At 62.0% G+C, this 20514-nt stretch carries 18 protein-coding genes; 6 read left to right on the top strand and 12 right to left on the bottom strand.

The genetic code is table 11. From position 1 onward, the window contains the following. Positions 1 to 13: 13 nt before the first annotated feature. Genes pcaF through paaF form a run of 5 tightly spaced genes read right to left on the bottom strand, consistent with a single transcriptional unit; the run spans position 14 to position 4791 of the window. Positions 14 to 1225: a 3-oxoadipyl-CoA thiolase gene (gene pcaF / locus HYI44_RS26425; RefSeq protein WP_225570915.1), complete on the bottom strand. Its 1212-nt coding sequence runs from the start codon at positions 1223 to 1225 to the stop codon at positions 14 to 16. Then, on the bottom strand, positions 1218 to 1667 hold the full coding sequence (gene paaI / locus HYI44_RS26430; RefSeq protein WP_225570916.1) for a hydroxyphenylacetyl-CoA thioesterase PaaI: 450 nt from the start codon (positions 1665 to 1667) through the stop codon (positions 1218 to 1220). Before paaI ends, pcaF begins: the two co-directional genes overlap by 8 nt. Further along, positions 1660 to 3177 carry a 3-hydroxyacyl-CoA dehydrogenase PaaH gene (gene paaH, locus HYI44_RS26435; protein ID WP_225570917.1) on the bottom strand — a complete coding sequence of 506 codons (1518 nt, stop codon included), beginning with the start codon at positions 3175 to 3177 and terminating at the stop codon, positions 1660 to 1662. The genes paaI and paaH overlap by 8 nt, the downstream gene beginning before the upstream one ends. 3 nt (positions 3178 to 3180) lie before the next feature. Beyond that, positions 3181 to 3972, bottom strand: a complete 792-nt coding sequence (gene paaG, locus HYI44_RS26440; protein WP_122838722.1) for a 2-(1,2-epoxy-1,2-dihydrophenyl)acetyl-CoA isomerase PaaG — start codon at positions 3970 to 3972, stop codon at positions 3181 to 3183. A gap of 45 nt (positions 3973 to 4017) precedes the next feature. Beyond that, entirely contained in the window at positions 4018 to 4791 is a 774-nt protein-coding gene (paaF, locus tag HYI44_RS26445) for a 2,3-dehydroadipyl-CoA hydratase PaaF (protein WP_225570918.1), read from the bottom strand. 369 nt (positions 4792 to 5160) lie between these two features. Between paaF and paaY the strand changes: the two genes are divergently transcribed. The 3 genes from paaY (at position 5161) to feaR (ending at position 7749) form a co-directional block, all read left to right on the top strand. After that, on the top strand, positions 5161 to 5757 hold the full coding sequence (gene paaY, locus HYI44_RS26450) for a phenylacetic acid degradation protein PaaY (RefSeq protein WP_225570919.1): 597 nt from the start codon (positions 5161 to 5163) through the stop codon (positions 5755 to 5757). Positions 5758 to 5827: 70 nt separating this feature from the next. Next, on the top strand, positions 5828 to 6751 hold the full coding sequence (gene paaX, locus HYI44_RS26455; RefSeq protein WP_122838712.1) for a phenylacetic acid degradation operon negative regulatory protein PaaX: 924 nt from the start codon (positions 5828 to 5830) through the stop codon (positions 6749 to 6751). A gap of 83 nt (positions 6752 to 6834) precedes the next feature. After that, positions 6835 to 7749, top strand: coding sequence for a transcriptional regulator FeaR (feaR, locus tag HYI44_RS26460; protein WP_225570920.1), 915 nt, complete (start codon positions 6835 to 6837; stop codon positions 7747 to 7749). A 128-nt stretch (positions 7750 to 7877) separates the two neighbouring features. Here the strand turns inward: feaR and tynA are convergent, their stop codons facing one another. After that, complete coding sequence (tynA, locus tag HYI44_RS26465) at positions 7878 to 10163, bottom strand: primary-amine oxidase (RefSeq protein WP_225570921.1); 2286 nt, start codon at positions 10161 to 10163, stop codon at positions 7878 to 7880. A gap of 223 nt (positions 10164 to 10386) precedes the next feature. On the opposite strand from tynA, the gene HYI44_RS26470 reads away from it, so the two are divergent. The 3 genes from HYI44_RS26470 (at position 10387) to HYI44_RS26480 (ending at position 14435) form a co-directional block, all read left to right on the top strand. Continuing rightward, on the top strand, positions 10387 to 10887 hold the full coding sequence (locus tag HYI44_RS26470) for a sigma-70 family RNA polymerase sigma factor (RefSeq protein WP_122838715.1): 501 nt from the start codon (positions 10387 to 10389) through the stop codon (positions 10885 to 10887). Positions 10888 to 10927: 40 nt separating this feature from the next. Next, a complete protein-coding gene (locus tag HYI44_RS26475) occupies positions 10928 to 11911 on the top strand; it encodes a FecR family protein (protein WP_225570922.1) in 984 nt (327 codons plus the stop codon). A gap of 97 nt (positions 11912 to 12008) precedes the next feature. Next, a complete protein-coding gene (locus tag HYI44_RS26480; RefSeq protein ID WP_225570923.1) occupies positions 12009 to 14435 on the top strand; it encodes a TonB-dependent siderophore receptor in 2427 nt (808 codons plus the stop codon). Between the two features lie 563 nt (positions 14436 to 14998). Here the strand turns inward: HYI44_RS26480 and HYI44_RS29715 are convergent. The 6 genes from HYI44_RS29715 to queD form a co-directional block, all read right to left on the bottom strand. Next, positions 14999 to 15175 carry a glycine zipper family protein gene (locus HYI44_RS29715; protein ID WP_412548514.1) on the bottom strand — a complete coding sequence of 59 codons (177 nt, stop codon included), beginning with the start codon at positions 15173 to 15175 and terminating at the stop codon, positions 14999 to 15001. A 50-nt stretch (positions 15176 to 15225) separates the two neighbouring features. Continuing rightward, entirely contained in the window at positions 15226 to 16377 is a 1152-nt protein-coding gene (locus tag HYI44_RS26490; protein ID WP_225570925.1) for an MFS transporter, read from the bottom strand. Between the two features lie 107 nt (positions 16378 to 16484). Then, positions 16485 to 17729 carry a cytosine deaminase gene (gene codA / locus HYI44_RS26495; RefSeq protein ID WP_225570926.1) on the bottom strand — a complete coding sequence of 415 codons (1245 nt, stop codon included), beginning with the start codon at positions 17727 to 17729 and terminating at the stop codon, positions 16485 to 16487. A gap of 13 nt (positions 17730 to 17742) precedes the next feature. Beyond that, positions 17743 to 19014 (bottom strand): cytosine permease, encoded by a 1272-nt coding sequence (gene codB / locus HYI44_RS26500; protein ID WP_122839397.1) that lies wholly within the window; start codon positions 19012 to 19014, stop codon positions 17743 to 17745. A gap of 71 nt (positions 19015 to 19085) precedes the next feature. Continuing rightward, positions 19086 to 19910 carry an alpha/beta fold hydrolase gene (locus tag HYI44_RS26505; RefSeq protein WP_225570927.1) on the bottom strand — a complete coding sequence of 275 codons (825 nt, stop codon included), beginning with the start codon at positions 19908 to 19910 and terminating at the stop codon, positions 19086 to 19088. Between the two features lie 223 nt (positions 19911 to 20133). Further along, positions 20134 to 20490, bottom strand: a complete 357-nt coding sequence (gene queD, locus HYI44_RS26515) for a 6-carboxytetrahydropterin synthase QueD (protein WP_028621713.1) — start codon at positions 20488 to 20490, stop codon at positions 20134 to 20136. Positions 20491 to 20514 lie beyond the last annotated feature (24 nt).

The following is a 20514-nucleotide window of genomic DNA, read 5'->3' on the forward strand; positions in this document are numbered from 1 at the left end:
GAATCGCGGTTCTTTAGACGGACAGGCGCTCGATGATCAGCGCGATACCCTGGCCCACGCCGATGCACATGGTGCACAGGGCGTAGCGACCTTGACGTTCTTCCAGTTCGTGCAAGGCGGTGGTGACCAGTCGCGCGCCGCTCATGCCCAGTGGATGGCCGAGGGCGATCGCGCCACCGTTGGGGTTGACCCGCGGGTCGTTGTCGCTCAGGCCGAGCTCGCGCAGCACGGCCAGGCCTTGTGCGGCAAAGGCTTCGTTGAGTTCGATTACGTCCATGTCGGCCAGGTTGAGGTTGGCCAGTTCCAGCACCTTGCGCGTGGCCGGTACGGGGCCGATGCCCATGATGCGCGGCTCGACGCCGGCAGTGGCCATGGCGACGACCCGGCCGCGGGCTTTCAAGCCGTGGCGCCTGGCGACTTCGGGGCTTGCCAGCAGCAGGGCGCAGGCACCGTCGTTGACTCCCGAGGCGTTACCGGCGGTGATGCTGCCGCCGACGCGAAAGGGCGTGCCGAGTTTTTGCAGTTGCTCAAGCGTGGTGTCGCCACGGGGATGCTCGTCGTGTTCGACGACTTTCGCCGGTCCTTTACGCTGGGGGATGTGCACGGCGACGATTTCCCGTGCCAGGCGTCCGCTGGCCTGCGCTGCGCCTGCCCGTTGCTGGCTGCGCAGGGCGAAAGCGTCCTGGTCCGCGCGGGAGATGTTGAACTGCTCGGCGACGTTTTCGGCAGTCTGCGGCATCGAGTCGATGCCAAAGGTTTTTTCCATCAGCGGATTGACGAAGCGCCAGCCGATGGTGGTGTCGTAGAGGTTTGCATCCCGGGAGAACGCTTGCTCGGCCTTGCCCATCACCAGTGGCGCGCGGGACATCGATTCGACGCCACCCACCAGCATCAGTCCGGCCTCACCGCAACGAATCGCCCGTGCCGCCGTGCCGATCGCATCCAGCCCCGAGCCGCACAGGCGGTTGAGGGTGGTGCCCGGAACGCTAACCGGCAGCCCGGCCAGCAGTGCCGACATGCGCGCGACGTTACGGTTGTCTTCGCCGGCCTGGTTGGCGCAGCCATAGATCACGTCGTCCACCGTTGCCCAGTCGACCTGCGGGTGACGGCGCAGCAGTTCACGCAGCGGCACGGCGCCGAGGTCGTCGGCGCGCACGCTGCTGAGGGCGCCTGCGTAGCGGCCGATGGGGGTGCGCACCGCATCGATGATCAAGGCATCATTCATTCGGGTTCTCCTGCGCGAGCACCGTGCCGCGCACTTTGTAGGATTTGCCATGGAACAGCGCGATCAGCTGGCCCTGTTGGTTTTCAATGCGTACGTCGTAATTTCCGGTGCGACCGGAACGGCTCTGCTCGATGCAATCGGCCGTCAGCGTGTCGCCCAGGTGCGCCGGGGCGGTGTAGTCGATGCTGCAACCGATGGCTACCGTGGCGTCGTTGTAGCTGTTGCAGGCAAAGGCAAATGCCGAATCGGCCAGGGCGAACAGGTAGCCGCCGTGGCAGGTGCCGTGCCCCTGGATCATGTCGGCGCGCACGCTCATGCCGACCCGGGCACAGCCTGGTGCGGCCGACAGCAGGCGCATGCCCATGCCCTGGCTGGCGGCGTCGCGCTGGAGCATGGTTTGCGCGCAGTTGCTGGCCAGGTGCATCGCTTCGTGGTTAGTCATGCAAGGTTCTCCCTTCGGCAACCCGACGCCGCAGGAGCAGCGAGGGGCGATAGCGTTCTTCGCCGTATCCGGCTTGCAGGTTTTCCAGGACCCTGAGAACGTGCGCCAGGCCGATGGTGTCGGCCCAGGCCAGTGGACCCTGGGGATAATTGACCCCGGCACGCATGGCCAGGTCGACGTCGGCGGCGCAAGCCACGCCTTGCAGCACGGCATCGGCCGCTTCATTGGCGAGCATGGCGACGGTGCGCAACACGGCCAGCGCCGGGCTGTCGCTGAGCTGGCTGACGCTGAACCCCGCGCGTTGCAGCAGGGCGATGCCTTGTTGCATTGCGTTAGGGTCGATGTCGGCGCCGCAGCTGATGGCGATCCGGCTGGCCTGGCCATAGTCAAACGCCAGATCGAGCAGAATCAGGTTGTCCAGGCCATCTTCCCGGGCGCGCTGGCAGGCCATGCGCCCGTCGCTCAGGGCGAGCACCGCGTCACCGACCCGCAGCACGCCATGGCCATCGCGCTGTATGACTTCAACTCCGCGCTCGCGCAGCCGCGCAAGGAGCGCATTGGCGACGCCCAGATCGCCTTCCACCACGCAGGTGTCAACGACGGCGCGGCTGTTGACTTCAGTGGGCTGCGCACGGGTGATGCCTTCGGCGTAGGAGTAGAACCCCTGGCCGCTCTTGCGTCCCAGGCGTCCCGCATCCACCAGCTCTTTCTGGATCAACGACGGCAGGAAGCGCGTGTCGCCGTAATAGGCATCGAATACCGAGCAGGTCACGGCATAGTTGACGTCATGCCCAATCAGATCGGTCAGTTCAAAGGCTCCCATGGCAAAGCCGCCGGCCTCTCGCATCAAGGCGTCCAGCGTCGGGACATCTGCTGCGCCTTCCTGCAGCAGACGCAGGTTTTCGGCGTAGAACGGCCGGGCCACGCGGTTGACGATAAAGCCCGGCGTCGAGCGGGTGTGTACCGGTTTTTTGCCCCAGGACTTTGCGGTGTCGTACAGGCACGCGGCCAACGCCGGATCGCTGGCCAGGCCAGAGACGATTTCCACCAGGGCCATCACCGGCGCGGGATTGAAGAAGTGCAGGCCGAGCATGCGTTGCGGATGGTCGAGTTGCGCGGCAATGCTGGTGATCGACAGCGACGAGGTATTGCTGGCCAGGATGCAGTGCTCGCCGCAGAGGCTTTCCAGCTGACGAAAGAGCTCGCGCTTGACCTCCAGGTTCTCGACGATGGCTTCGATGATCAGCGCGCAATCGGCCAGCGCCTCGATGTTGTCCACCGCTTGCAGGCGAGCGACAGTTGCCACCCGCGCCTGGGCCGACAGCTTGCCTTTGTCGACACGTTTGCCCAGTTGCCGGTCAATTCCTGCGATGGCTTGCGCGGCGGCGCCCGGGCGATTGTCCAGCAACAGCACCGGATGGCCGGCCTGTGCCGCGACCTGGGCAATCCCGGCGCCCATGGCTCCGGCACCGATCACGGCGATCTGCGCGTTGATGTTCAGTGCTGTCATGACTCAGCGCCCCTTGAAACTTGGGGTGCGTTTTTCCATGAACGCGCCGACGCCTTCACGGTAATCCTCGCTACGCCCGGCCAGGCGTTGCAGGTCCTTTTCCAGCTCCAGTTGCTCGTCGAAGGTGTTGCTCAGGCTCGCATTCAGGCTGCGTTTGATCAGCGCCAGCCCATAAGTGGGCTGCGTGGCCAGATGACGGGCGAGGGTCAGGGCTTCGTTGCGCAGTTCGCCATCGTCTACCACGCGGTAGATCAGCCCCCATTGCTCGGCCTGTTCGGCACTCAGGCGATTGCCCAGCAGGGCCAGCGCTTTGGCGCGAGCCATGCCCACCAGGCGCGGTAAGGTCCAGGTGCCGCCGGAATCGGGGATCAGGCCGATCTTGCAGAAGGCCTGGATGAAGCTCGCCGAACGGGCGGCAATCACCAGGTCGCAGGCCAGGGGAATGTTGGCGCCGGCGCCAGCCGCCACGCCATTGACCGCACAGATCACCGGCAGCGGCAGGTCGCGCAGTTGGCGGATCAGCGGGTTGTAGAACCTCTCGATCGACTCGCCCAGATCCGGCACGGCGCTGCCTGGCGCGACGTTGCGGTCGCTCAGATCCTGCCCGGCACAGAAGCCGCGGCCTTCACCGGTCAGCAGCAGTACGCGCACGTCTGTGTTCTGGCGAACCTGCTTGAGCGCTTCCTTCACTTCGCCGTGCATCTGTGCATTGAAACTGTTGAGCTGGTCTGGCCGATTGAGGCTGAGCAGGGCAACACCAGCCTCGATGGAAAACAGAATGTGTTCGAAGTTCATGGTCATGGGGGCTCTCTGCGAGGTTCGAATTCGGGTATGGACCGGTTACTGCCCGGTAAAGCTCGGCGTGCGCTTTTCCTGGAAGGCCTGGATGCCTTCATCACGGTCGCTAGTGCCGGCCAGCACGGTGAAGGCGTGGCGCTCGAAACGCAGGCCGCTTGCCAGGTCGGTGTCCATGGCCTTGAGCAGTGCTTCCTTGGCCAGGCGTACAGCCAGCGGGGCCTTGGTGGCGATGCTGCGGGCGATGTGCAGGGCGCGCTCGACGGTGAATTCCGGTTGAGTCACTTCACTCACCAGGCCGGCCCGTTGCGCCTGGCGGGCGTCGATCGCCTCGCCGGTCAGGACCATTTGCATTGCCAGGGATTTGCCCACGGCACGCAGCAGGCGTTGAGTGCCGCCGGCCCCGGGCATGATCCCCAGATTGATTTCCGGCTGGCCGAACCTCGCGTCTTCACCGGCAATGATGATGTCGGCGTGCATCGCCAGTTCACAGCCGCCGCCAAGGGCAAAACCGTTGACGGCAGCGATCAGTGGTTTGTTGAAGCGGGTGATGGTCTGCCATGACGCCTGGCGCGGGTCATCCAGGATGCCGACCAGATTGCGCTCGGCCATTTCCTTGATGTCGGCACCGGCGGCGAAGGCTTTGCGGCTGCCGGTCAGAACCACCACGCGGGTGTTGGCATCGGCCTGTGCGGCCTGCAGTTCGTCCGCCAGTTCGCCCAGCAATTGGGTGGTCAGGGCATTCAGCGCTTGCGGGCGCTGCAAGGTAATCAGGCGGACACCCGGCTCGATGAACTCGACAGCAAGGGTTAGAGGCATGGCGGATGCCCTCACGGTGCACGCTCGGCGGTGACGCCGGCTCATTATTGGATCGGCGCGGTGGGCCGGTTTTGCCGGAGTATACCTGCAACGTGATACGCAAATGCAACTGTAAAATTAGAATAACGTGTCTTATTAAAGATTCTTTGGTTTTCCTGCTAAAGCGGATTCTCGGGCTTAGCTGGTTATGAACTCTCGTAATCATTGGTTTTAAAGCTGATCCTGCGACCCTGGTCGCCGCCGATTGATCACCGCGAGGCAAGTGATACGCTTTTTAGTCTTTGTGCTAACAAAAACGATGTGATACAAAATGCCTTCATAAAGGCATCGCTTTGCGATCACGCTTTGTCACGCATCAAGGAACGTCCCATGACCTGCTATAGCCTCGATGGCCTGACCCCGGTGGTTGATCCCACCGCTTATGTGCACCCCTCGGCGGTGTTGATCGGTGATGTGATCATTGGTCCTCATTGCTACGTAGGACCTTTGGCCAGCCTGAGGGGCGACTTCGGCCGGATCGTGCTGGAGGAGGGCGCCAATGTGCAGGACACCTGCGTGATGCATGGTTTTCCGGACAGCGACACGGTGGTCGAGCGTAATGGTCATATCGGCCACGGCGCGGTGTTGCACGGTTGCCGGATCGGCGCCGATGCATTGGTGGGCATGAACGCGGTGGTGATGGACAACGCGCGGATCGGCCCGCGTTCCTTTGTTTCGGCGGCGGCCTTTGTCAAAGCCGGATTCGAGTGCCCGGAACAGTCCCTGGTGATGGGCACGCCGGCCAGCGTCAAACGCGCACTCAGCGATGAAGAGGTGGCATGGAAGCAGGCCGGCACCCGCGAATATCAGCAACTGGCCAAGCGCTGCCTGGAGCAGATGCAGGTTTGCGAGCCGCTGGCGCAACCGGAGCCCGAGCGCCGGCGAATCAGCGACAGCGGCCTGCGGCCAAAGAGCAGCACTTTGTGAACAACAAGGGAATTGGGTTCACAGGCTGGCTTTCGGTATATTCCTTTTCTTTTTTCAACCCGGTACGCCCATGTCGTCCCTGATTCCCCTGAACCATCTGATTACCCGCTTCCAGGAACAGACGCCGATCCGCGCCAGCTCCCTGATCATCACGTTGTACGGTGATGCCATCGAGCCGCATGGCGGAACGGTTTGGCTGGGTAGCCTGATTCAATTGCTCGAACCCATCGGCATTAACGAGCGGTTGATCCGCACCTCGATTTTTCGCCTGACCAAGGAAGGCTGGTTGACCTCCGAAAAGGTCGGGCGGCGCAGTTATTACAGCCTGACCGGCACCGGCCGCCGGCGTTTCGACAAGGCTTTCAAGCGGGTCTACAGCTCAACCGTGCCGGCGTGGGATGGTTCCTGGAGTCTGGTGATGCTCACCCAGCTGACCCAGGACAAGCGCAAACAGGTGCGCGAAGAGCTCGAGTGGCAAGGTTATGGTGCGATCTCGCCGGCAGTGCTGGCCTGCCCGCGCAGTGACCGCGGCGATCTGAACGCGACTTTGCTCGACCTGGGTGCCCAGGAAGAAACCATCGTTTTCGAGACCACGGCCCAGGATGTGCTGGCCTCCAAAGCCCTGCGCCTGCAGGTGCGCGAGAGTTGGAACATCGAAGAACTGGCGACCCACTACAGCGAGTTCATCCAGCTGTTCCGGCCGCTCTGGCAGGCGCTTCGCGAGCAGGAAAACCTGCAGCCGGCCGACTGCTTCCTGGCACGCGTCCTGCTTATTCACGAGTACCGCAAACTGCTGCTGCGCGATCCTCAACTGCCGGACGAATTACTCCCCGGGGATTGGGAAGGCCGTGCTGCACGCCAGCTGTGCCGCAACATTTACCGTTTGATCTACGCCAAGGCCGAGGAATGGCTGAACACTGCGCTGGAAACCGCTGATGGCCCGTTGCCCGACGTCGGAGAAAGCTTCTATCGACGCTTCGGTGGGCTGAAATAGCTCACCAGAGGCAGGAGCGTGGCGGTCAGGGAGGATGCGTGGATTGGCGTAGATAATAAAAACAAGCCTGCGTGAGGCCCCACATGATTTCTTCTATTGCACAGCGCCGTGACGGGTTCGACCAGTGGATCCAGCAGATCAACCAGATCTGCGGCGCCTTTAATGCGCAACCCCTGGGCAGCGACTTTGCCGGCCAGATCCAGGAGCATCAGGACGGCGCGCTGAAGGCCAGCTTTGTCGAGGCGTGCCAGGCGCGGTTGTATCGAACTCCGCTGGAAGTCGCGGCGGGGGAGGGGGGAAAATACTTTGCGGTGTTCCAGCTCGATGGCACTGCCGGTATGGCCCAGGCCGATAACAAGGTGTTGCTGTCGGCCGGCGACATCACTCTGATCGATGCTTCGCGTCCCAGCGACTTTACCTACAGCGAGAACTCCCGGCAGTTGTCGTTGATCCTGCCGGCGCAGTTGGTCGAGCAGACCTTGCGTTTTAATCAGGTGCGCTGCGGTCACCGGATCGCCGCAAGTTCGCCGATTGCCCTGTTGTCCCGACGCCTGATCCTCGACGCGACCCGGCAGAAATGCCTGAGCCGCCAGGAAAGTGAAGCGACGCTGGAGGCCATTGTCAGCCTGCTGCGCCCGGCGATCAGTCACACCGACGACTGCGCAGATGTGCACGAGCGTGCCTTTCGCCGGACCCTGAGCTTTATCGACCAGCACATTCGCTGCGAGGAGCTGTGCCCCGAATGGCTGGCGCGGGAGGTCGGCATGTCGACTCGCGGGTTGTATCGGATGTTTGCCAGGAAAGGGCTGGTGGTGGCGCGGTACATCAAAAACCGGCGTCTGGATTTGTGTGCTGAATCCTTGCGCCAGTCGCGGCCCGAGCAGAAATTGTCGGTGCTGGGGTATTCCTGGGGGTTCTGCGATTCAAGTTATTTTTCAACGGCATTCAAATCACGCTTCGGCATTTCACCCGGTGAATACCGCAAGCAACATGCCTGAAAGGCGACCCCCTGTGGGAGCGAGCCTGTTCGCGATGGGTTGGTCAATAAACATCATCGTATCTGGCCCACCGCCATCGCGAGCAGGCTCGCTCCCTCAGGTTGTTTTGTGCCTGGCTCCATCTGCGTTTATCTTTTGTTGAGATTCAACGTCGGCGTTTCATCAAAGAAATTCCACGGTTTGAGCAGCACGTGTACCCACTCCGTCGGCATGATCGGCCACTCTTCTGCGCGGGCGATGTGGGTCGTACCGGTGGTCAGCCAGACCACGTTGTCGGTGTTGTCGATGGCCTGATTGTCCTGGGTGAACTGCCCCAGCCCCGAGTCCTTGTCCGAGCGGTTGGGGTACTTGCCCTCAGGGTATTTTTCATCCGGGCTGTAACGCGTCACCCAGAGTTGCTTGTCCATGAAACTGAGGCGGTGATAGAGCCATTCGTCCTTGCCGAAATTGGCCCCCTTGGCCACCGGATGAGTGCCGCCGGCGTAGGGGATCAACTGGTAGGACACCGGATTGCCCACCTTGTTTTCCTTGCTGAAGTTGCTCAGCAAGCGAACGGTCGAGGGGTCGAATTTCTGTGCCGCCTGCTGTTCGGTACCGACCACTTGCTGTTCGGTCTGCATGGTGCTGGTGCGCGGACCACCCCGGTCGTTTGACGCCACCACCGGGTTCACTTCCACCAGCGAGTTGTTCTCGCCATCCACGTCCAGGTCGAGGCGGAAGTTGTAGATGTGCTGGTGGGTCGTGCCGACGATATTGTGGTCCAGCAGCGTGCCATAGCGGGTGTCTTCCTTGGCCGTGGCATCGCGCATGGTGCTGGTCTTGACACCCTTCACTGCCTCGATTCCGGTGGCGCCGGCGTCGATGCCGATCGTGCCGTTCTGCTGGAATACCCAGTCGAATATGTAGTCGTAGTTGCCCACTGTGCTGATCCAGCGCACCACCAGTTCGCGGCGCTCGGTGCTCAGGTTGGGTTGGCCCATTTCCTGGTGTTTGTATTCCGGGCCGGCGTAGCGCTCGAAGATCGCCATGGCGCGCGGCACGGTGGTGGGCTTGCCGGTGTAATCGGCGAGCGTGGCGTCCAGCAGGACGGCGTTGGCCGGCGCGTCCTTGCCCCGGGCGATCGGCGAGGTCAGGGTGCCCATGCCGTAATCGCCGGAGTCCAGGTAAGCCTTGAAGTACCAGCCGCCATCGGGATCGCCGTAGGGCACGATCATGCCACCCAGGGAGCCCTCATACATGACTTTGCGTTTTTTACCCTGGTCGTCGTAGGTGACCGTCGACAGAATCGGGCCTACCCGTGAGTCGAGGCGCACGTGAAAGTCCCAGTTCTGCCAGTGAATGCTGTTGCCGGTGATGGTGTAGTTCTTGCCCTCGGGCTCGGTGATTTCCAGCGGTTTGACGGCTACCCCCGGCCGTCCTCGGCCGTCATAGGGGGTGGGCTTCATCGGCACCGGGATCACGCCGCCGTCCTCGATCTTGATCAGCTTCTTCTGTTCCAGGTCGACCACCGCTACCAGCCCCTCGATGGGGTGGCTCCAGTAGTTGCCGTCGCCGATGTTGAGGTAACTGACGATCTTCAGCAGGCGCTTGTCCTGCGCCAGGCCGTCCTTGCCGTCGAAGTAACCGACGGTCAAGGGCGTGGCCACGACCTTTTTCACATCATCGATGCCGCGTTTGGCCAGGGCCTGGGCGTATTCGGGGCTGGCCTCGATGGCCGCCTGCACGGTGGCAAAGTCATCCAGCAACACCATGCCGTGGGCCCCTTCCACCGGTTGCCAGGAAAGGAGCATGCGACTGTCGAGATCGATCAACGCTTCGATCACGTGCTTGCCATCGAGCACCACGATGTTGGCCTGGCGCGGCTGCTTCACGGCCTGGCCGGTGAGGGCGAAGTTCCAGGTTTGATCCTTGGGCGGCTCGTGGATGGAGACTTCGGTGAAACGAAATCCGGGCTTGTAGTGCACCGACTGCTTGACGATCTCCACCGCACGACCAATTTCATCGGCGCTCAGGGGGTTTAGCGGGTTGGGCCTGGTCTCGACCACGAACGTCTTGTCCAGGCCGGACTGGAACACCTGGTTGATGAAGTCCTTGGACATGTAGGCCGTGTTGCCCTTGAACACCACCGGCACGGTCAGCTCGATGCGCTTGCCGTTGAGCATCGCCACCTTGGTGTCCGGCTTGACCTTGAGGTACACCCCGTCCCGGGTAATCACGAAGACGTTGGCATAGTCGTCCCACTTCACCGTCGCGCCAAACTCCTCAAGGCCCGCCTGCAACGGCACCATTTCGGCATGCCCGCCGTGGGCGGTGGCCTTTGGAATCCAGCCAGGCAGGCACAATGCGCTAAATGCCACGGACAGTGCGAGTCGGGCCAGGGGCTTTTTTATCGGTAATTTGACGGCGGTGAACATGGGCGAATTCCTTGAGGACAGCAGGTGACCGGCATACCTGCACTTTGCTACAGCCAGCGAAGGGCTTTCTTTGTTTGCCTGCCAGAATCCTTGGGCTTTGTGCCTAAATCAACTGTTACGTCACAAGGGCATGCAAGTTGCCCTTGGGTAACTGCCTTGAATCCATTGCTTAGGTTTAATAGGAAGCATTACTATTCACGCCCCGTCTCCACAGCACGCCGCAATGACCCCCAAGCTGCCCCGCAGGCCCGGCTTTTTCGAGCATTACGAAGAGTTGGTTGGCACCTGGACCCGTCGCCTGAGAAATCGTCAGCAGGCCGAGGATCTGGCCCACGATACCTTCGTGCGAGTGCTTGAGTCGGATTCGGCGGCGGTGGAGCAGCCTCGTGCATATTTGCATCAGACAGCGCGCAACATTGCAGTGGACGGCTATCGTCGTGAGGATCGACGAGGCGCCATGGAGTCGGGGGCGATCGATCACAGTGTGTCCTCGTGCGGCGACCCGGAGCATTTCGTGCAGGCGATCCAGTTGGCCGATTCCATTGAGCGCGCGCTGGCCGAGTTGCCGGTCAATTGCCGCAAGGTGTTCGTGTGGCAGAAGATCGAAGGTCTGACCCAGGCCGAGATCGCCGAACGCCTGGGACTGTCCAAGAACATGGTGGAAAAGTATATGATCCGCACGCTGCGGCATCTACGCGATCGCCTGGATGGGTTGCAATCATGATCGGTCGCGTCTTTCCATTCTCCGCCAAACAGGAACTTCCATGATGGATACCCGTGATTGCGCGTGCGGACCCACGGCGGTCCGCGATGAGGCGGCGCGCTGGTTCGTGGTTTTGCAGGAGCCGGTGGTGGATGTCCTGGAGCGTCAGCAGTTTGCAGCCTGGTTGGCCGAGCACCCGCAGCACCACTATGAATTCCAGGTACTTGAGGGGATGTGGTCGGCGGCGGACCTGCTGCCGGCGGCGCGTATGCAGGCCTTGTGTGACGTGCCGCCAGCGCGCAGCACGCGTCAGCCAATCCTGCGTTATGCCGTGGCCGCCAGCGTGCTGGCCGTGGCTCTGGGGCTGGGCTGGTTCAACACGATGGATCAGCCGGCTACCTACACTGGCGAGTTTTCCACGGCGCTGGGCGAGCGTCGGCAAGTGGCGTTGCCGGACGGTTCGATGATCGACCTCAACAGTCGCAGCCGCATTCAAGTGCATTTTGTGCGGCACCGTCGCGCCGTCGAGCTGACCGAAGGCGAGGCGATGTTCAGCGTCGAGCACGACGCCGATCGTCCGTTCGTGGTGGAGTCGGGCCGTGGCAGAGTCACGGTGACCGGCACCCGTTTTGATGTGCGCCGCGACGCTGGCGAAACCCGCGTAGTGGTCGAGCAGGGCACCGTCAAGGTCCAGGGACGGGACGTTGCCGATAGCCCATCCATCGACCTTGTCGCCGGCATGGGCACCCGTGTCGATCTCCAGGGCAAGGTCGCCGCGGCGTATGCGGTGGATGCAGCGCAGCTGACCGCCTGGCGCAGCGGCAAGCTGGTGTTCAATAACGCGAGCCTGAGCGAAGTGGCCGCCGAAGCCTCCCGTTATCGTGACAAGCCGATCACGGTCGCCAACGACAAAGTGGCCAATCTACGTCTGACCAGCGTGTTCAAATCTGACAACACCGATGCCCTGTTGAAGGCCTTGCCAAGCATTCTCCCGGTAGCCGTGCGCACCCTCGATGACGGCAGTCAGGAAATAATTTCAAAATAGATTCAGGTTTTTTTCGAGTTCTTCGTCTTCTTGTCCAACTGCAACTGGTTTGCATTAACAAACGCATGCTCTTGCGATTCACAGGACAAGTTTCGACGTGAAAAAACCCATCGCCCATAACAAAAAATCACCCTGGTTGCCGCTGGCCCTGGCCTTGGCCGCCAACTGCGCGCTGCCCCAGGCATTTGCTGCCGACGCCATCCACATCGAGGCGCAGCCGTTGGGGCAGGCCTTGAGTCAGCTGGGCCAGCAGACTTCGCTGCAGGTTTTTTTCAGCCCGGAGCTGGTCGCCGGCAAACAGGCACCTGCCGTGGACGGTAACCTTTCCCCCGAGCAGGCCTTGCGCCAGCTGCTGCAGGGCAGCGGCCTGGATTATCAGATCGATGCAGGCTCGGTGACCCTGACCCCCACACCGACTTCCGCCCAGGAAGGGCCGCTGGAGCTCGGCGTGACGGATATCAAGGTGGTCGGCAATTGGCTCGGCGATGCCGATGCAGCCGTGGTGCAGAACCACGCCGGCGCACGCACGGTGATCCGTCGCGAGGCCATGGTCGAGCAAGGCGCAATGACAGTCGGCGACGTGTTGAAGCGGGTACCGGGCGTGCAGGTGCAGGACGCCAACGGCACCGGGGGCAGCGATATTTCCTTGAACGTCGGCGTGCGCGGCCTGACGTCGCGCCTGTCGCCACGCTCCACTGTGTTGATTGACGGTGTACCGGCAGCCTTCGCGCCCTATGGCCAGCCGCAACTGTCGATGGCGCCGATCTCCTCCGGCAACCTCGACAGCATCGACGTGGTGCGCGGCGCCGGCTCGGTCCGTTATGGACCGCAGAACGTGGGCGGGGTGATCAACTTCGTCACCCGGGCGATTCCTGAACAAGCGTCCGCCGAGATAGGCACCACTCTGGAAACCTCGCGGCACGGTGGCTGGAAGCACATCGATACGGCGTTCGTCGGCGGTACGGCGGACAACGGCATGGGCGTGGCGCTGTTGTATTCGGGCGTCAACGGCAACGGTTACCGTGAGCGCAACAATGGCAACGACATCGATGACGTGATGCTCAAGACCCACTGGGCGCCCAACGATGTGGATGATTTCAGCCTCAATCTGCATTACTACGACGCCAGTGCCGATATGCCCGGCGGTCTGACCCAGGCGCAGTACGACGCCAACCCTTTCCAGTCCGACCGCAACAACGACAGCTTCACTGGACGTCGCAAGGAGGTATCGTTCAAGTGGGCGCGGCAGATCGATGACCGCACCCAGGCTGAAGTGCTGACTTATTATTACGACAGCTTTCGTGGCAGCAAAATCGCCGCGCGCGATCAGAAAACCCTCGGTTCCTTCCCGCGCACCTACTACACCTTCGGCATCGAGCCGCGGGTGTCTCATGTGTTCGACCTCGGCCAGACCACCCAGGAAGTCAGCGTCGGTTATCGCTACCTCAAGGAGGGCATGCACGAATCGGCCAGCCGATTGGGCCTGAACGACAGCAACGAGCCGGTGGTCAGTCCGGGCGCCGACGGGCACGTGTACCAGGACCGCACGGGTGGCACCGAGGCCAACTCGGTCTACCTGGACAACAAGATCGACGTCGGCAAGTGGACAGTAACGCCGGGCATCCGCTTCGAACACATCAGCACCGACTGGCACGATCGCCCGGTACTGGACACGGCGGGCAGGCCGGTAGCGGAAAAAAACCGCAGCATCGAAAGCAACGAACCGCTGCCGGCGCTGAGTGTGATGTACCACCTCTCCGACGCCTGGAAGCTGTTCGCCAACTACGAAACGTCCTTTGGCAGCCTGCAATATTTCCAGCTCGGCCAGGGCGGCACCGGTGACGAGACGGCCAACGGCCTGAACCCGGAAAAGGCCAAGACTTATGAGATCGGCACTCGCTACAACGATGACGTGTGGGGCGGGGAGGTGACGCTGTTCTACATCGACTTCGATAAAGAACTGCAGTACATCAGCAATGACGCGGGCTGGACCAACCTCGGTGCGACCACTCACCAGGGCCTCGAAGCCTCGGTGCATTACGACCTTGCCGCGCTGGACCCACGACTCGACGGCCTGACGGCCAACGCCGGCTTCACCTACACCCGGGCGGTGTATGAAGGAGAAATTCCAGGCTTCAAGGGGCGCGACTTGCCGTTCTATTCGCGTCAGGTAGCCACCGCCGGGCTGCGCTACGACGTCGATCGCTGGACCTGGAACGTGGACGCGTTCGCCCAGTCAAAACAGCGGTCACCGGGCACGGCAGTGAACGCCGATGGCAGTTTCAGCGGCAATTACATCACCGAAGGCACCGCGGATGGTCAGTACGGCGACATTCCGGGGTACGTCACCTGGAACGTGCGTGGCGGCTATGACTTTGGCGCGACGCTGTCGAACCTGAAGCTGGGGGCGGGGGTGAAGAACGTGTTCGACAAGCAGTACTTCACCCGATCCAGCGACAATAATGCGGGGATGTATGTGGGGGCGCCGCGGACGTTTTTTGTGCAGGGTAGTGTTGGGTTTTAAGATCAAATTAATGTGTTGGGTTTAGCCAAGGATTGGGCGTTATCGTTGACCTCCATCGTCGGAACGCCGTCCGAAGCAAGCTTTGCTCCCACTGTTATCACCACCCGCAGGTGTTCATTTCAATTCGGGATGTTTGCACAAACAAGCGCAGCGCGCCGGCTTGATGCCTTGGTCGGCCCGAAGGCCGCCACGGCGAGGCTCTTGATCGCAGGCGCCCCGTTAAACCACGCTGGCCGAACGCAGGCATTGCGCAGCGGGGAAACCGGCAAGGATGCCGGTTTAGCCGCGCTGGGCCAGGGATGGCCCATCGCGGCGACCCGCGGAGCAATGCCGGAGTGAGGGCACACCGAGCCCGAGCGAGGTGCCGAGTGGTGGGGCAAGAGCGCTTTGGTTACTTTCGCGCTCTTCGAAAGTGACCCGCCGTAAGGGCGGAACCATAAGAAGCCGTTACTGCGGCANCGCGCTCTTCGAAAGTGACCCGCCGTAAGGGCGGAACCATAAGAAGCCGTTACTGCGGCAATGGATATGTACGCAGAGCAAGATCAAAAGATCGCAGCCTCGTTTCACTCGACAGCTCCTACGACAGCTCCTACGACAGCTCCTACGACAGCTCCTACGACAGCTCCTACGACAGCTCCTACGACAGCTCCTACGACAGCTCCTACGACAGCTCCTACGACAGCTCCAACGACAGCTCCTACGGCAGCTCGAGACATCAGATGCAGTAGGCGCGGAGCCATGAGCGCCGAGACCGCCGAAACGGGTCTGGACCCAAACCTGAATACCGCAGTCAAACCTTCAACACCTTCCCGCCAATAGCCACCGCCACCAGCAACACCGCCATCAACCCAAACGCAAAGCTCAAACTGCTGCCATGGGCGATAAACCCGATCACCGCCGGCCCCGCAAGGATCCCTGCGTAACCCAAGGTAGTGATAGCCGGCACCGCGACGCTCTCGGGCATCACTGTCTGCTTACCGACCGCGGTGTAAAGCACCGGCACAATGTTCGAACAACCCGCGCCCAGCAGCGCATACCCCACCAGGGCAAACTCCCAGTTGGGTGCAAAGGTCGCCAGGAACAACCCCGCGGCCGCCGTGAGCCCGCCAAACACAATCACCCGGGTGGCGCCCAGATGCCGGACAATCCGGTCACCGGTCAAGCGGCCCACAGTCATGGTCAAGGCAAACGCCGCGTAACCCAACCCCGCATAGGCCGTGTCGATGCCGCGCTCCTGCGCCAGGAACACCGCGCTCCAGTCCAGCGCCGCGCCCTCGGCGAGGAACACGATGAAGCACATCCCGCCAATGAACAGCACGATGCCATGAGGAATGGCGAACGCCGGACCGGAGCTTTCGCTGCCGTAAGGCAGCATGTGGGGGGCCGCCTTGAACAGCGCGATCAGCAGCATCACCACCACCACCAGCATCGCCATCAGCGGCGTAAGGCCAAAGCCGAGCAGGGCACTGACCCCCGCTGCGCCGACGATCCCGCCTAGACTGAACAACCCATGGAAACCCGACATCATGGTCTTGCCGCTGGCGCGTTCGACGATCACCGCTTGCAGGTTGACCGTCGAATCCACCGTGCCCAGGCCTGCGCCAAACATGAACAGGGCGGCGATCAGCGCCGGTATCGACGTCACCGTTGCCAGCAATGGCAGCGCCGCACAAATCAGCAACGTGCCGCCGACCGCCACTCGCCGACAGCCGAAGCGCGTGGCCAGGATACCGGCCATTGGCATCGCCAGGATCGAGCCCACCCCCAGGCATAACAGCAGCAGCCCCAGCGTGCCCTCATCCAGCCCGGCCCTGGCCTTGGCATAAGGCACCAGGGGCGCCCAGGCGGCGATGCCAAAACCGGCGATGAAAAAAGCGACCCGCGTGGACATTTGCTCCAGGCGTCCGGGGATGAAGGTGGTGGGGGTGTTGAGGTTACTCATTGCAATCCTTGGTTAAAACGTCGCGTCCCCAAGGGACAGCGACTGTCCTGTGAGGTTCGGTCAGGCAGGGGCACATCGTGGCACAGGCGTTGCAGTCAACCCATCATTCAACGCGGACCAAACAACTCAACCTGCGGCATCGTCCGTTTCATCAGCACCTTGCCATTGCGCACCGAATACAAAGGCAAACCCTGGCTGCGAATCACCTCGTAGTCGCTGTCTGCCGACAGGATCAGCAGGTTCGCCGGCCGCCCGCGTTCCAGGCCGTAGCGGTCACCCAGGGCCATCGCTTTAGCACTGTTGTCGGTGACCAGGTCCAGGGCGCTTTGCAGGTTGCGGTAGCCGAGCATGTGACAGATGTGCAGCCCGGCCTCCAGTACCCGCAGGATGTTGCCATTACCCAGCGGATACCAGGGGTCGACAATCGAGTCCTGGCCGAAGCACACGTTCATGCCCGCTTCGAGCAGTTCGTTGACCCGTGTCACCCCGCGACGTTTCGGGAAGTTGTCGTAGCGGCCTTGCAGGTGAATGCTTTCGGTCGGGCAGGAAACAAAACTGATCTCCGAATGGCCCAGCAGGCGGAACAGCTTGGCGCAGTAGGCATTGTCGTAGGAGCCCATGGCCGTGGTGTGACTGGCCGTGACGCGCGAACCCATGTCGCGGCTACGCGCCTCTTCGGCCAGCACTTCAAGGAAGCGCGAATGCGGGTCGTCGGTTTCGTCGCAGTGCACATCCACCAGGCAGCCGGTGCGCTCGGCCAGGTCCATCAGGTACTTCACCGAGCTTACGCCCTGGTCCCGGGTGTACTCGAAATGCGGAATGCCGCCCACCACGTCGGCGCCCATGCGAATGGCTTCTTCCATCAGCTCGCGACCGTTGCGATAGGACTCGATGCCTTCCTGGGGGAACGCGACGATTTGCATGTCCACCAGGTGCCGGCTTTCCTCCCGCACTTCGAGCATCGCCTTTAGCGCAGTGAGCTGCGGGTCGGTGACATCGACGTGGGTGCGCACATGCTGGATGCCATGGGCGGCGAGGGCCTGCAGGGTTTTGCGGGTGCGGGTCTTGGTATCTTCCTCGGTAATGGTGACCTTGCGCTCGCTCCAGCACTCGATGCCTTCGAACAGCGTGCCACTCATGTTCCAGCGCGGTTCGCCGGCGGTGAGGGTGGCGTCGAGGTGAATGTGCGGTTCGACAAAGGGCGGGATCACCAGGTTGCCGCCAGCGTCCAGGTCTTCGGGGCCCAGGGTCGGGGCTTCGGTCTGCCGGGCGATGTTGCTGATCAGGCCGTTTTCCAGGTGCAGCTCATGCAGGCCTTCTTGGTTGCGCAGGCGGGCGTTGATGATATGCATCAGGCGAATCCTTCTAGAGATCTTGTAGTGGTGCGTTGGCGACTCGGGCGCCAAGTACACTGGTCATTAGCACATACGTTAGCGCGGCAGCGGCAATCCCTACCAGAGGCGCGACCCAAGGCGAACTGAAAGCGGCCACGGTGCCGACCGCATAAGCGCCCAGCCCGGGCCAGTTGAACGCCGGCAGGCGCGCTTCGGCCAGTCGTGGATATTGACCGCGATAGCGGAAGAAAAAGTCCGCCATGATGACTCCGCCTATCGGCGGAATCACCGTGCCGAGCAGGATGAGGTAGGGCACCAGCATGTCGTACATGCCCAGCAGGGCCAGCGCCGTGCCGATCACTGCGCCGGCCAGGGTCACGGTTTTGCGTCGACCGGTGCGCAGCAGGTTGCAGCCGGCAACCGCGAAGTTGTAGATGGTGTTGTCCTGGGTGCTCCAGATGTTGAGCAGCAGCATCGCCATTGCGGCCATGGCAAAACCTTGCAGCAACAGCACTTCGACCACGTCCGGTTGCTGGTAGACGATGGCCCCGTAGGCGCCGATCAACACCATCAGGCCATTACCGACGAAAAAACCGATCAGGCTCGCCAGCACCGCCACCCGCGCCGAGCGCGAGAAGCGTGTCCAGTTAGTCGCCTGGGTAGCGCCGCTGACGAAGGTGCCGAACACCAGCGTGATGGCGGTCGACCAATCCAGCGTACCCGTGGGCACGACGGCCAGCAGGCCGTCGATGCCGCCAACTTCCACCGTGGCCACCCACATCGACAGCATCAGCAGCAACATCATGGCGGGCACGGCGATGTAGGAAAGAATTTCCAGGCCGCGATAACCCACATACGCCGTGGCGCAGAAGGCCAGGCCGAACAGCACCATCAAGCCCAGCACGGGGCCGTCGCCCAGACCGAAGTATTTGCCCAGCACCACGGCGGCGGTCGCGGTCCCCCAGGCGTACCAGCCGATCTGGGTAAATCCCAGGATCAGGTCGCTGAGCTTGCTGCCTACTTCGCCAAAACAGAAGCGCCCCATCAGCACCGAATTGAGACCGCTCTTGAAGGCGATGTATCCCAGGGCTGCGGCGTAGAGCCCCAACAGCAGGTTGCCGACAACAATCACCGCCATCATTTCGCCGAAACTGAACGCCACGCCAAGCTTGCCGCCGGCGAACATGGTAGCGGTGAAAAAGGTGAATCCCAGTAACACCATGGCGGTGGAGGCCAGGCCTTTGCGCGCGTGCAGGGGGACTTCGCTGAGGGGATAGTCGTTGCCGGGGGCGTTTTGCGTCATGGGGCGTTCCTTTGCTGGAGGGAGGACGCGAGGAGGGTTGCAGTGGTCGTGCCAATGTTGCGGGTCTGGGCTCAGGGGAGTAGCGGGAGGAAACGTAATAGCGCCGCGACGATGGCCTCCGGGGCATCTTCCTGCATCAGGTGCCCGGCATTTCCGATCGGATGAAACTGCGACCCTGGAATCAACTGGTGCAGCGCCCGCCCGCGGTCGATGGGAATCCACTGATCGTCCTCGCCCCACAAGATCTGCACGGGACACCGAACGTTTGGGTACTGGTTTTCGACTTCCCGGGTATAACGCTCGTCCATCTGCGCTATTTGTCGATAGAACGCTGCCTGCCCCGGATCACCCAGCCAGGGCTGAACATAGGGCGCGAGTTCCTCATCGGGGATATCACGCTTGATCGCTCCGCGAATATAAGCCGGCACGATGACGCGCTGGATGTAATCGGGCAAGCCACTGAACGCTGCTTCATGCTGGCGCACGTGCTGCACGAAAGGGGAGCCCCAGGGCGTGAGCGCCACCGGGTCGATCAGCGTCAAGCTGCGGTAATCCTTGCCGTTGAGCAAGTGCGCGCGCAACGCCGTGGCGCCGCCGAAGTCATGGGCAACCACATCCGGGCGGTCCAGCCCCCAATGTTCCAGCAGTCGCGCCAGCAGCTCGTTCTGAATGCCCAGTGACACATCGCCGTCGATCTTCTCCGACTGCCCGTAGCCCAGCAGGTCGAAGTAGTGCACGCGGTGGGAGGCAATGAAATGCGGCGCGATGCGGTGCCAGACATGGGACGAGAAGGGTGTGCCGTGGATGAACACCAGCGGCGGGCCGTCGCCGCGTACGGCGAAGCGGATGGCGTGTCCGTTGAAGCGATAGGTTTGGGGCAGCGGCCAGTCAGTCATGCCCATGTCCTCTTGGTGGGAAAGAGCCCAAAAGCATAGGCATAAAAAAACAGCCCAGGGGGCTGTTCGGGTGTTTCACTGACGAAACGCATGTCGTCAATCTGTAGGAGCGAGCTTGCTCGCGATGGTCTTCAACGATAACGCTGGAAGCCTGGCACCCAGCGGCGCTCTGAGGTCTTTCGCGAGCAAGCTCGCTCCTGCAGCAAGGATGTGTTGGTCGGGGTTATTCGCCGCGATAGATGCAGCCACTGGTACAGGTTTCATGGATGCGGATCGCGCTGAGTTCCGGCAGCAATGGCTTCAACTCACCCCAGATCCACTTGGCCAGCACTTCACTGGTTGGATTCTCCAGGCCAGGAATGTCATTGAGGTAGTTGTGATCCAGTCGCTCATACAGCGGCTTGAAGATCGCCTTGATCTCGGAGAAATCGCGAATCCAGCCGGTATGCGGATCAAGGTCGCCACTGAGGTGAATCGCCACCTTGAACGAGTGACCGTGCAGGCGGCCGCATTTGTGGCCGTCCGGGACGTGGGGCAGGCGGTGGGCGGATTCGAACGTAAACTCTTTGAAGATTTCCACGGTATGACCTGTAGGGCTTGATAT

It is taken from the genome of Pseudomonas sp. Y24-6, assembly GCF_020295325.1.
GTDB classification, from domain to species: domain Bacteria; phylum Pseudomonadota; class Gammaproteobacteria; order Pseudomonadales; family Pseudomonadaceae; genus Aquipseudomonas; species Aquipseudomonas gregormendelii.